Annotated in this window: 17 protein-coding genes and 2 pseudogenes; 11 read left to right on the plus strand and 8 right to left on the minus strand. The window is 29.7% G+C overall.

Features of this window, described 5'->3' with window-relative positions:
• The first annotated feature begins 18 nt into the window (after nt 1-18).
• Entirely contained in the window at nt 19-1,560 is a 1,542-nt protein-coding gene (gene guaA / locus HMPREF3134_RS03480; protein ID WP_037551765.1) for a glutamine-hydrolyzing GMP synthase, read from the plus strand.
• 107 nt (nt 1,561-1,667) lie between these two features.
• On the opposite strand, the gene HMPREF3134_RS03485 is transcribed toward guaA, so the two are convergent.
• The 8 genes and pseudogenes from HMPREF3134_RS03485 to HMPREF3134_RS03510 all read right to left on the minus strand — a co-directional run bounded on the left by HMPREF3134_RS03485 (nt 1,668) and on the right by HMPREF3134_RS03510 (nt 6,539).
• On the minus strand, nt 1,668-2,189 hold the full coding sequence (locus tag HMPREF3134_RS03485; protein WP_070440736.1) for a hypothetical protein: 522 nt from the start codon (nt 2,187-2,189) through the stop codon (nt 1,668-1,670).
• Nucleotides 2,190-3,406: pseudogene (locus tag HMPREF3134_RS12170) on the minus strand (tyrosine-type recombinase/integrase). It abuts the gene before it with no gap.
• A 265-nt stretch (nt 3,407-3,671) separates the two neighbouring features.
• Nucleotides 3,672-4,076, minus strand: coding sequence for a sporulation protein (locus HMPREF3134_RS03495; protein ID WP_053022409.1), 405 nt, complete (start codon nt 4,074-4,076; stop codon nt 3,672-3,674).
• A gap of 65 nt (nt 4,077-4,141) precedes the next feature.
• On the minus strand, nt 4,142-4,303 hold the full coding sequence (locus HMPREF3134_RS12175) for a hypothetical protein (RefSeq protein WP_176743794.1): 162 nt from the start codon (nt 4,301-4,303) through the stop codon (nt 4,142-4,144).
• A 282-nt stretch (nt 4,304-4,585) separates the two neighbouring features.
• Entirely contained in the window at nt 4,586-4,720 is a 135-nt protein-coding gene (locus HMPREF3134_RS12415) for a hypothetical protein (RefSeq protein WP_256262261.1), read from the minus strand.
• Nucleotides 4,721-4,850: 130 nt separating this feature from the next.
• Nucleotides 4,851-5,084, minus strand: coding sequence for a hypothetical protein (locus HMPREF3134_RS03500; RefSeq protein ID WP_037551762.1), 234 nt, complete (start codon nt 5,082-5,084; stop codon nt 4,851-4,853).
• Nucleotides 5,085-5,131: 47 nt separating this feature from the next.
• On the minus strand, nt 5,132-5,533 hold the full coding sequence (locus tag HMPREF3134_RS03505; protein ID WP_070440739.1) for a hypothetical protein: 402 nt from the start codon (nt 5,531-5,533) through the stop codon (nt 5,132-5,134).
• A 97-nt stretch (nt 5,534-5,630) separates the two neighbouring features.
• On the minus strand, nt 5,631-6,539 hold the full coding sequence (locus HMPREF3134_RS03510) for a helix-turn-helix domain-containing protein (RefSeq protein WP_070440741.1): 909 nt from the start codon (nt 6,537-6,539) through the stop codon (nt 5,631-5,633).
• 109 nt (nt 6,540-6,648) lie between these two features.
• On the opposite strand from HMPREF3134_RS03510, the gene HMPREF3134_RS03515 reads away from it, so the two are divergent.
• The 10 genes and pseudogenes from HMPREF3134_RS03515 to HMPREF3134_RS03560 all read left to right on the plus strand — a co-directional run.
• Complete coding sequence (locus HMPREF3134_RS03515; protein WP_070440745.1) at nt 6,649-6,849, plus strand: helix-turn-helix transcriptional regulator; 201 nt, start codon at nt 6,649-6,651, stop codon at nt 6,847-6,849.
• A gap of 39 nt (nt 6,850-6,888) precedes the next feature.
• A complete protein-coding gene (locus tag HMPREF3134_RS03520; protein WP_070440748.1) occupies nt 6,889-7,161 on the plus strand; it encodes a helix-turn-helix domain-containing protein in 273 nt (90 codons plus the stop codon).
• A gap of 212 nt (nt 7,162-7,373) precedes the next feature.
• Entirely contained in the window at nt 7,374-7,574 is a 201-nt protein-coding gene (locus HMPREF3134_RS03525; RefSeq protein ID WP_070440751.1) for a TscA family type II toxin-antitoxin system antitoxin, read from the plus strand.
• Nucleotides 7,575-7,576: 2 nt separating this feature from the next.
• Nucleotides 7,577-7,888: a hypothetical protein gene (locus HMPREF3134_RS03530; protein WP_020477389.1), complete on the plus strand. Its 312-nt coding sequence runs from the start codon at nt 7,577-7,579 to the stop codon at nt 7,886-7,888.
• Nucleotides 7,889-7,971: 83 nt separating this feature from the next.
• Nucleotides 7,972-9,585, plus strand: a complete 1,614-nt coding sequence (locus HMPREF3134_RS03535; RefSeq protein ID WP_070440754.1) for a phage resistance protein — start codon at nt 7,972-7,974, stop codon at nt 9,583-9,585.
• 170 nt (nt 9,586-9,755) lie between these two features.
• A complete protein-coding gene (locus HMPREF3134_RS03540; RefSeq protein WP_070440757.1) occupies nt 9,756-10,577 on the plus strand; it encodes a bifunctional DNA primase/polymerase in 822 nt (273 codons plus the stop codon).
• Nucleotides 10,552-10,821, plus strand: coding sequence for a pathogenicity island protein (locus HMPREF3134_RS03545; RefSeq protein ID WP_070440760.1), 270 nt, complete (start codon nt 10,552-10,554; stop codon nt 10,819-10,821). The genes HMPREF3134_RS03540 and HMPREF3134_RS03545 overlap by 26 nt, the downstream gene beginning before the upstream one ends.
• Nucleotides 10,822-10,829: 8 nt before the next feature.
• Nucleotides 10,830-11,474 carry a pathogenicity island protein gene (locus HMPREF3134_RS03550; RefSeq protein WP_070440763.1) on the plus strand — a complete coding sequence of 215 codons (645 nt, stop codon included), beginning with the start codon at nt 10,830-10,832 and terminating at the stop codon, nt 11,472-11,474.
• Nucleotides 11,475-11,888: 414 nt separating this feature from the next.
• Nucleotides 11,889-12,221 (plus strand): hypothetical protein, encoded by a 333-nt coding sequence (locus HMPREF3134_RS03555; RefSeq protein ID WP_002448465.1) that lies wholly within the window; start codon nt 11,889-11,891, stop codon nt 12,219-12,221.
• Between the two features lie 9 nt (nt 12,222-12,230).
• Nucleotides 12,231-12,528: pseudogene (locus HMPREF3134_RS03560) on the plus strand (hypothetical protein); the annotation flags it as partial.

Below are 12,528 nucleotides of genomic sequence, written 5' to 3' on the forward strand. Positions count from 1 at the left end.
AAAAGGAGATTCACAATTATGGAAATGGCTCAAGAGCAAGAGTTGATTCTTGTCTTAGACTTTGGTAGTCAGTACAATCAATTGATTACGCGTCGTATTCGTGAAATGGGCGTATACAGTGAATTACATGATCACGAAATTACGGTTGATGAAATTAAACGTATGAATCCTAAAGGTATTATTCTTTCAGGTGGTCCGAATTCAGTATATGAGGAAGGTTCATTCACTATCGACCCTGAAATTTATAATTTAGGCATTCCTGTACTAGGTATTTGTTATGGTATGCAGTTGACGACTAAACTTTTAGGCGGAAAAGTTGAACGCGCTAATGAACGTGAGTATGGTAAAGCAATTATTAATGCAAAATCAGATGAGTTATTCTTTGGGTTACCAGCTGAACAAACTGTATGGATGAGTCATTCTGATAAAGTAATTGAAATTCCAGACGGATTTGAAGTGATTGCGGATAGTCCAAGTACAAGTTATGCAGCAATTGAAGACAAAGAACGCCGAATTTACGGTGTTCAATTCCACCCTGAAGTACGTCATACAGAATACGGTAATGATTTATTAAGAAACTTCGTACGCCGTGTGTGTGAATGCACAGGCGAATGGACAATGGAAAACTTTATCGATATCGAAGTTGAAAAAATCCGTAAACGCGTTGGAGATCGCAAAGTATTATGTGCGATGAGCGGGGGCGTAGACTCATCAGTTGTAGCTGTCTTATTACATAAAGCGATTGGCGATCAATTGACATGTATCTTTGTTGACCATGGTTTACTTCGTAAAGGCGAAGGTGACATGGTTATGGAACAATTTGGTGAAGGTTTCGATATGAATATTATTCGTGTGAACGCACAGGAACGTTTCATGGATAAATTAAAAGGTGTATCTGATCCAGAACAAAAACGTAAAATTATTGGTAATGAATTTGTATATGTGTTTGATGATGAAGCGGCAAAATTAACTGACGTTGATTTCTTAGCACAAGGTACGCTTTACACTGACGTCATCGAATCAGGTACTAAAACTGCACAAACTATCAAATCTCACCATAACGTAGGTGGATTACCTGAAGATATGGAATTTGAACTTATTGAGCCGATTAACACGTTATTTAAAGATGAAGTGCGTGCATTAGGTATAGAATTAGGCATTCCTGAACATTTAGTGTGGAGACAGCCTTTCCCAGGTCCAGGTTTAGGAATCCGTGTATTAGGTGAAATTACTGAAGATAAATTAGAAATCGTACGAGAATCAGATGCGATTTTACGTGAAGTTGTGCGTGAGGAAGGTCTTGAGAGAGACATTTGGCAATATTTCACAGTACTTCCTGGCATTCAATCTGTAGGTGTTATGGGAGACTATCGTACGTATGATCATACTGTAGGTATTCGTGCAGTTACATCTATTGACGGTATGACAAGTGACTTCGCCCGCATTGATTGGGAAGTCCTACAAAAAATCTCAAGTCGTATCGTAAACGAAGTAGACCACGTTAACCGCGTAGTCTATGACATCACTTCTAAGCCACCAAGCACTATAGAGTGGGAATAATAACATAAAATGAAGAAACCTCTTAGGCATAGGCTTAAGAGGTTGTTTTTATGATTTTTAAATTTAAAAAAGGGCAGAAAAAGGGCGAAGGTATTAAAAATTGTCAATTAATCTTTGTTTTTATTTGAAACCTTTTTGTGATGTTTAAGTTTTTTATGGAATGACATTTTATATTGCGGTAATTTGAAATCTTTAATCTTATAAGTGATATTTTTTCGTGTAGTTATAAATTTAAAAGTTAAAGTTTTATTTAAAGGTAATTCTTCTACCAGTTTTATTCTGAATAAATCTTTGTCGCTAGAATAAGAATTTAAATTTAATGGCATTGGGTTAGAATAGACTATACTTTTACCATCTGTTTGACCTAGAATCTTTTCTGTGAAATTTTCTATCTCACCAATCATTGTGTTTTTATGAAATATCTGAATCTCATTAATGGAAATGGGTAACTTTGATGAGTTAGAAAAAGAAATGTAAACATCTAAATATTCTTCTATTTGATCATAACCAATAATATTAACTTTGAGTCTAGGCCTTTCATAAAGGAATACTCTTATAAAAGTTACTATTGATATCAAAGACACAATTATTTTCAATATATTAGTCCAATTTTGCTGTAAAAAATCCATTTAGTTACCTACCCTTTCTAATTTATTCATCATATCTTTATCCATTTGCTCAGTTACATGACTATATATCTGTAATGTTGTTTTATGGTCTGTGTGACCTACACGCTCCATTATAGCTTTAAGAGATACACCTATAATTGCGATAATAATGATATGTGGCTATGACGCATGGTGTGACTTGTCACATGTTTTTCTATCCCTATATTTTGTGTAGCAATTTGTATGTTTCTGTTTATTGATGTGAGAGGTAGAGGGTTACCTCTATGACTTGTAAATATAAAACCTCTATCAACATACATGCTTTCCCATTGTATCGCTCTCTTATTTTCCAACATAACCTTACGCAAAATATCACAACTTCTAGTAGTTAAAGATATAGTACGATATGATGATGTTGTTTTTGTAGTATCTTTGAAACCTATTTTGTTACCATCTTTGCGCCAGTGTATAGTGCCATCAATGAGAAGTTTCTTATTTTCAAAGTCAATATTATCGGGTTGAATTGCTAAGAGTTCGCCAATACGCATGCCATTTAATGCTTGAAATTCAACTATGTAAGCAGTAAATAAGTATGATCTTTTCATATAACTAGCACGCTTTTTATTTGCTATGCGTTTTAATTCTTCAGCAATAGCCAGAATTTCAGTCATTTCTAAATAATTCTCACGTTTAGCTTTAATTTCTTCTCTTGTAGTCGCTTTTTTAGGCATAACAACATCATCTATGTATGATATATCAATGATGTTATATTTCTTTTGAGTATATCGAAGTATATTTTTGATGATACTTAAATCGTCTTTAACTACTTTATGGCTTAGTCCATCTTTTAATGATGAGTTAATTAAATCTTGTATAACTTTAGCATTCATATTTTGAACAAGAATATCTTTGTTTATATTTCTTTTGATGTGAGCAACCTTATAGCTTTTAGTAGTAATAGTTGACTGTTTAGATCCAGATATTAATTTATAATGTTCAAACCACTCATCACATGCAGCATGGAAAGTTAGCGTCTTGAGTGTAGTAGGTGTCTTGTCATTTACCTTTGCCTCTATACGCTCATTTAAGCGTTTCTGAGCCTCTTTTTGTGACTGCTTACCATTTTTATTAAGTACCACGCTAACACGTCGCCATTTGTTTGTGAGAGGGTCTTTATACTTCTCATAATAGCGATATTTAGTTTCACCATGTTTATTAGTAAATTTCTCGTGCCACATGCTATCCCTCCTAAAAAGGTAAAAAAATAATAAGGGTACGTTGGTGTACCCAAAACTATTGATTAAACTTTCAATAGAATTCTCTCCTACAACGAAAAAACCCCTCATGCAAGCATGAGAGGTTTATTGAGTAGTTTCACAGAACAACTATTTCATACTTGCATTATAGATGTTTTTTCTTTATTGATCAATTTTAAAACTAGCCAAGAGTGAAGATCTTACGTCCCTCAACCTCCTTTATTTATGTTGAAAAAGTAGAACACAATTAATCAATCAACCTTATTTCATCTTCATCGTAAGCATCAACAGAATGAGAAAGGTAAGCATGTGTTTTTAAAATCAATTTATTAGGGTTAGTTTTAAATTCTAGTTCATCAATATTAAATTGGAAATGTTCAATTTCTTTGGTATTTTCACATATACTACGGTCTACGTGTAAAGTAAATGTTTGTAATTCATTTTCTAAAATAGGAAATTGACTTCGCTTATCAGGATTATCATATCTTTCAATTAATGTAAGCTCAATCCGATTAATAGTTTGTTCAGATGCGCCGCTTTCTATTACCACGCTTCCGTCCAACACACCATTACTATGAACTTGTTGTGTTTTTAACACAGTGTTTATTTCTAATGATTCTATACCTATTGAAGTTAATAATTTTTCGAACATCTCAATTCCTCCTTTATTTATATTAAAGCATCACTAGAATGGTAAAATAATTAATCTGTGAAATATTATTTTAGTTCTTTTTCAATTTTTTCACCCTTAGCTCTACCTTTATCATCCACTTCAGTTTTAGGATCTTTCCTTTTCTTTGTGCTATCTTCCACATCTTTAGTATCACATGCTCCTAAAATTAATGTGCTTGCGAAAATTAATGCTAAGAATTTTTTCATTATGCATCCCTCCCTTGTTTATATATTTATATTAAACCGCCACTAGGACGCTAAAAGATAAGTTTTATATTCCTAAATAATGCGAAGATAAATACTGCACAAGGTAACCCATTAAGCAAAGCACCCCAATTGCAATAAAAATAATAGATATAGTTCTACAGTTATTTTTATAATATAAACCTTCATTTTGAGCTAAAAAGAAACTTAATATATACAAAATGGCACTTATTAAAAATATAATAATGATGAGTATTAACATAAAATCCTCCTTTATTTATATTATTATTCTTTCTCCAATCCTATAATTAGCATTATCACTACTGAAATAAGCATGAACGGTACAAAAATAGAAGTTACTAAAAACCCACCAATCATGATTAGATAAAATTCATCAATTTTGTATTTACCAAATTTCATAATGTCCTCCTAATTATTTGTATTTTAATGTTATGTGTTAAAAGAGTCATTATTATAAGCAAATTCTTGATGCCACATGTGAATGAGCCTCTTTAACATATTATGAATTTTGTTTTTCCCCTTTGTTTAATTATTCATCATCTTCTAATAAGTTTGTTACATTAACTGTGATTTCTTTTGTTATAGGGTTGATACATACATCCTCTCCATAGCCTAATGATTTCACTTGAATAGTATCGTTTACTAATTTTAATGCTATTTCAACGTGTTGATAATCTTGCAAAATTAACAAAGTATCTTCATTTGTCACAACATCATGTGAGCCTTTTCCGTTAATAGTAACTTTCCAATCATTAAAGTACATTCTACATTTCTCCTTTAATTAAAGTAAGGGTAGATAACTACCCTAAATTAATCTAATGCCTCATTCATAGCCTTTTTATATTTTTCAAATACATGATCGTCAATATCGCCATTCATTTGAATTAAAAATTTATCTTTAGTGTATACATGAGAATAGAACGCTGCACTTGATTTACCTAATTCTTCATAATATTTTTTCATTTCTTTTAGGTCATCTTCATTTTTAAATTTTAAGATACGTGCATTTTTACCATCTGAAACAGTGAATATTTTAACATTTTCAGTTTTCATTGGTGCCATACCAAAATCTTCACGTTCCATTTTTCGTAAGTTTTCTACACTTAAACCTTCTTTTTTAAATTTATTTGTAATATCACTGATTTCATAATTCTTACCACATGCAGCTAAAACTAATAAACTACTCAATAATAATATAAAAACCTTTTTCATTTTATATGTAACTCCCTAATTTTATTACCTTTTATATTCACTTTTCTATGGTGTATTAGACATTGTTCGATAGAACCACTACCTTAATTATTGTCATTTACAGTTCTCCTTTTTTAGCGAACTCAATTTTTTTATTTAAGTGTCTAGGAATTTTATTATTAAAAATTTTTATTAAGTCTTCATTAACTTTTTCGTTATCTTTAAAGAAAGGATCATATTCTAATATTTCAGACATATACAAGGAATCTTCTTTTAATTTTTCTAGTTGTTCTATAGTGAGAGTGTTACTTAAATCGTTGTTGATATATTTTTCAGTGAAATATCTTAATAAAATTGACTTAATTTGATCCATTTTATCCACATAAATTTCTTGTTCAAAAGTATAATTTTCTAATGAAAATACTTCTATAAAAAAGTGTTCTAATAAAATATCATTAAAAGTCACATATTCATTATTAAGAATTTTACTAACTATATTTAAATCAGAATGATTTTTTAAAATCTCTTTGTCTTTCTTTTTAAGTTCTTGAATAGCGATTTTTCCTTTTTCAATAATAGAATTCAGTTTTTTTGGCAATTCTATTTCAACTTTTTCGAGAAATTGACTATATGTTAAGGGTACATAATTCTCTTTATTTATAGAACTTTCAATCATTCTTCTATTCTCTTTAGTTTGTATATCATTCATCATCATAGTAACAATTAATGATTTTTGATAAGTACCTTCTTCTTTAGGAATATTAAGTTTATCGTAATCAATATTTATGTTTTCAACAATATAATTGTACATAGAACCATATAATAATTCGTCTAAACTTACATTACCTAATTCTGATATTTTCTTTAGTCTTTTCTTATTTGGAAGTTGTTTTCCATTTTCCCAATTCGAAACTACTCCCGATTTTACAGGACTTTCTTTATCAATTTTTTCACCAAATTGATCCATAGTCAGTCCTAAGTGGCTACGAATTTTTCTTATCCTTTTACCGACTTCTACTTTATCCAAGTTATCACCTCAATAGTAATTATATAATATAAAGTTATGTTTTACTATGTTTTTTATTGACATTATAGAAATACTATGTTTTACTATGTTTATCGGAGGTGGTGAATATATGAATAAAATAGTAGGTTATAGAAAAATGCTAGGTATGACACAAGAAAAAATGGCAGAAAAATTTAATATTTCAGTACAAGCCTATCGAATGAAAGAAAAACAAAAGATTAATTTTAATCGAAAAGAGATGATTATTTTTAGAGAATTATTAAGAAAAGAATTATTTCCTAAAATTACTATTGATGAAATATTTTTTTAATCTCTTACTATGTTTTACTATGAAAAAGGAGGCTAGATTATGCCATATACTAAATTACAAGATTTACCAACTAAAGAAAATGTAGTGACTGAACCTAAACAAGTGATAGTAAAACCAATCATGGCAAAACCTAATGCTATTGCTAAGCTATTCGGAATTTCATACAGTTCGGTCAATCGTATTCTTAAAGAATATGATAAAGATAACAAAGGTGTAGAGGATCTATATTTCAGTTTGTCATCTACAATGACGGTTATCTCTATTGATGGCTTTAAAGAATATTTAAGCAAACGTCATAAAGGTTGGCTTTAATAAAATGGAGGCGGAAAAGTGGTTAGATTTATAAATGAACTTATATATATGTATCATTACTGTGTTTTTAAATATGCATAGTCAATTACATTATGCTTTTGCTTTTTTTTATTTTCAAGCATGGTAGCAATTATCAAGTTTGATATAAAAGATAAACAAAATTCTTATTTTTTAAAGGCACTTAAAGAATATTTTTAATGGAGGAGTAGTAAATGGAGAAAGATATTGAAATTATAAAAAGTATTTATAAAACACTTGATTATGCAGTAAAAGATAAACGTACAGAATACACTCACATAGTAGAAGAAGGCAACCAAGAATGGAAAGAAACACTTAATCGTGAACAGCAACTACAATTCATTTGTGAGTGGGTTATGCAGCAAATAGAAAACAATTTTGAGTGGGAGGAATAATAATGCTTAAAGATTTAAAACAAATTAAAGAGAGTTTTGAAATAGCAGATATTACTAATAAGATTCAAGCAGTCATTGACTATGTATGTGATGAACAAGAAGGGCTTGAAGATTTAAGAGATTATTATAGAGAAAGTAATCAAGTAGTAGGAGAAAAACAGACTAATGACAATATGAAATCAAATTTCATTATTGTATCAACATTATTATCAGTTATTCGTGATTATGAAAGTGAATTAAATGATATTGATACAGTTATAAAAAGAGCGTCATCTGTTCCTAGCGACCAAACTGAAACAGACAACGCTGAGTAAGTGCAATTTGCAAACCAAAAGCACAGGAATAATATACCATTTCTGTGCTTATTCTTAAAACACAAAAATGAAAGGCTGATTAAATGAACGAAGTTTCTTTATATAATAAACATCATGAATTTCATTCTAAATTAGATTATGTTGAAACGCCTAATTTATCTCGTATCAAAGAAATTAGTAAACGAATTTACTTCGCTATAATTTCCACAGATAAACAAATTTTTAACAATAAAGGAAATGTTTTCCATAAAACAAAAGATGAATTTGCTGGCGATTATATAAGTAATCTTACTTTAGATTATACCATAAAACCTAAAGAAATTGGGGTAGTCTATGGAACAATCTCAGTTAAAACGACAATGGAAAATGGTGAAGAAGATAAGCAAGCACATTTTAAATCTAGTCCATTTAATAACTATGCCAAATTCATAGTTGATCTAATTTCTGAAAAGGTTATTTATTCAAATGAATTAGAAAGCTTTATTAAATTAAAAAGTAATCAGTATGAAATTATAGACAATACTAACTTTACTTTGGAATATCCAGTAGATAATAAACATCAAATAAATGACTTCTTAAGCGTAATGTTAGAAGTTTATCGAAATCAATTAGATACAAATTATCAATATAATATCTACCCTTACGCTATTGCTGGTAATGACTGGATATATAACTGTAAAGAATTAGAATTTATAGATAAGAAAATTTCTAGTGATGACTACTATATCATCAAATATGATGTAGATAAGAAAAATATAAACACTAAACTAGCACAACAATTCTTTGACTTAGTAAGTGACAATGAACGCAGTAAGAATAATTTAATGTTGGTACATGCTTATACAATATATCGAAAAATGAAACTTATTCAAGCTGAAAAATGGTTCTTAATCAAAGACTTTGGGCGATCTGGTAAAGGTTTATTTATGGAAATTTTTGAAGAATTGCTAAAAGTAAATAAAGTGAATTTTGATAGTTTATTATCATCTGGCTTTGAGGCTGCAAATGAATGGCTCAATTTTTATGGAGTGGATATTGCACATGCTAATGAAACAGGTGAAATTAATAAAGGTATGATGAGAATATTACGCAAAATAGCTACTGGTGAGAATATTTCAGGTCGTGGCATACAACGAAATAACGTTAAATTTAAAAATAATGCAGTATTAATTTTAGATACTAATGAAAGTGTTGATACAGGAGAAATTACAGCTAATAGAACACGTACAGTTAAGATTGCATTTAAGGATAGACCAAAGAATGAAACTGATGAAGAACGTTATAAAGTATTTAAACCATTTTGGGACTTTGTTAAGCCTAACGGGAAAAACTCAGTCAATGCGTCAGTATCATTTTTAATATTAAGTCTTGAGTATCTTAAACAAATAGGCAGAGAATTTAAGTTCAATAATGTAACACTTAAAAACTATTACAACGAAGATGAATTAACTGACACTCAAATTCTAATACTAGAAACATTATCTAGACAAGATTTTATTTTTTCTGGTGATGAAATCTTACAAAAAACTATTGAAGAAGATTATAAAAATCTGCGATATAAAAAAGCTAAAGAAGATATGAAAAAAATAGGTGTAGCTATCAATAAGCAAAAATGGATAGAGGGACAAAATACTAAAGTTCATGTTGTAGAAAATAAAGAATTGTTCGAAATGGCATTAGATTTAATTGAAACTTAAGTTATTTTAACTCTTACTAACCTTTGCACTAACTTTGAAATTACTTTAATAACAGGCACTAACCTTTATAACTTAAATATTCTTTAGCATATTTTAAAGATAAATAAATAGATGTATGTATAGGGAAAAGAATGAGTTAAAAGGGTTAGTGTTCTATTGGAGGTATTCTCATGAAAATGTACAATGCTGCAAAGTATCTACTTAGTAAAGATGTGCAAGTTGTACCTTTAAACGATAATAAAAAACCAACAGTAGCATTTAAGAATGTAACTATTGATGATGATTTTATAGATAGTAACTATTTAGCATATGCAAACACAAATGTATTAGGTGTCCTTACTCGTGGTTTATGGTGTATCGACATAGATATTAATCACGTAAATGGTGAAAGTGGCTTTGATAGTTTAAAAGACATACCTTACTATGATGAGTTTGTTACTAATGCACAAAATACGCTAGTGCAGACAACAGCAAGTGGAGGGAAGCATGTAATATTTAAAAAACGTGAGGACGTTGAATATGCTCAGAAAATAGGATATTTACCATCAGTAGACATTAAAGCACATGATAATAACTATTTTGTACTAGCTGGAAGTAAAACAGCTAAAGGACTGTACACAAGTAATAAGAAACCAGTAATCGCTTATGATGGTGAATTTGAAGATCGTATATTTTCAAAGCGTGGAAATTACCTACAACAGACTATGGAAAAGTTCTCAGTAAAAAGTGTGTTACCTAACCACAATTTCAATCATTTACAACATACTGGCAAAGGTGGACTAGGTAAAGAGGCGTATAATCGTGTAATCAATGGTGAAAGCGTAGAACGTAATAATGATGTATATAAAGCTATTAGTTACGCTTTACAATGTAACGTGGATATAGAGCCTCTAAAAGTAATTATTGGTGATGTTAAAGCAAATGGTGATGAATTTACTTTAGAAGAGTGGGAGGCCTCATATAATAGTGCAAGAAACTCATTACGAATTTAATATAGATGACGAATTAAGAAAACTAGGTTTATTAGTTGGAATATCCGAAGAAATGTACTACTGCTCAATTAGTCGTATATCAACATTGTATCTTGAAAACTTTGGGACTAAGTGGGTAGCATGGCGTGAAACTTACGATTTACAGAATAATAAAAGAGTATCGCACAGAATAATAGCAAATGGCAGTTTTGAATTAGTAGCTGCAAGAACTAAAAACTATTTAAACTATATTAAAAGAAAGTAGGGAATAAAATGAACGTTGAAATTATAGCAAATGAATTTGAAACTAGAGCAGCAACATTATTAAGATATTTTACTGGACTATGTAAAAGCAGTTATAAATTGCCTTTTGCATTTAAGATATATAACGATCCATTTAATGTTGTGTATCTAGTAAGCAAAGGTAAGATGTATGCTCATGTATTGATAAAAGATTGTGAAGTGAGAAAAACTTTTGAGATTGCCTCAGAAAAGCATACTGAGAAACTTATAGAGAGCATTGAGGGGTATTATACTGGTTATGAAATACCAGATGGTACAAATGACACTATAAGCGATATGATGGCTAGTTTCATGTTTGATAATGAGTATTTTATGTACGGACTAGAAATTTTTGCAGAAAGTAATAATAGTGATATGTTCGACTATATGAGCCGAGATTTCAATATAGATGAACTTGAGGACGTTCAATCTAGTAATGCAGATGTTATAGGCAATATGGAAGTGTTGTATCAGCTTGCTACTGGCATTAATGAACCAGCACCAGAATTAGTTGAGGGGCTTAAAATCATTACTGAATTTATCCAGAATGAACAAGCGAATGAAGTTGATAGTAAAGTGTTGATTGAACGATTAAATGAATTGAAACATTCTTATTATAAAGATGTGAAAGCGTAAATTTATAGGTCATGCACTTAGTAGGTGCATGGCTTTTTTATATGTAAATCGTAATTGTTAAGATTTGTTAATGATTTTAGATTGAGTTTAGATAAAAAACGAACATTAGTTCTTATATAGAAAGTCTATGAATTAGTGTGAAAGTATTTATAAACATTGATTTAATAGCATTAAATGTAATGTTAAATAGTTATTTAAATTCTACAAAACAGAACGTTTGTTTGTAATTTTGGTGTAAATTTAGTATAATAGTGTTATAGAAGTAATTATACTTTTATATAATTTGATTAGTTTTCTTGTTCTCTGAAATCACGAGTACAATAGTTAAAAAATGCAAATTCACTAGATTTTCATTTATTACCTCCTCATTTAATTAGGTCTGCTCAAAATAACTAAAAAATGAGGTATTAAATAATGACAATAACAATTGAAAAAGAATTAACTCAAGATCATATTAAAGTATTAAATGTATTACGCAACACTAAGCACAATATTATTACTAAACAAAATATATTCAATCAATTGAATATGGAGTTTACTAAAAACAATGAAAGATGGTTACAACATACTATTAATAGTTTAGTTGTAGATTATGGTTATCCAATCGGATATAGCTATAAGAAAGATACTAGAGGCTATTTCTGGATAAAGTCGAAAGAACAAAAAGAATTAGCCTTACTAAGTATTAAGCGTCATATTGAGGGCAGTATGAAACGATATGAGGCATTAAAGAAAACTGAGATTTAAGGTGATGTAGTGAGTGCAGCAATTGAAATTATTCAAGAGAAAGTTAGCGATTACGAATTGTTCACTAGATTTAATACTTACTACATTCAATCAAGAATAGCACTCATAGAAAGTGATATAGAAGATATGTATGACCGAACTACACCTAGTTTATGTAGTGATATTGTATCTGAAAGTATTTACTATGAGAGTTATTCCGTTGAAAATCTAGCAATCGCTATATTAGAAGAACGTCAGAAATTAGAACGGTATAAGAGGAAAAGTCAAAGCGAGTTAAACGCCTTTTATACTGTTCTAGGGCGTTTCT

The sequence above is a fragment of the Staphylococcus sp. HMSC14D10 genome, assembly GCF_001808125.1.
GTDB classification, from domain to species: domain Bacteria; phylum Bacillota; class Bacilli; order Staphylococcales; family Staphylococcaceae; genus Staphylococcus; species Staphylococcus haemolyticus.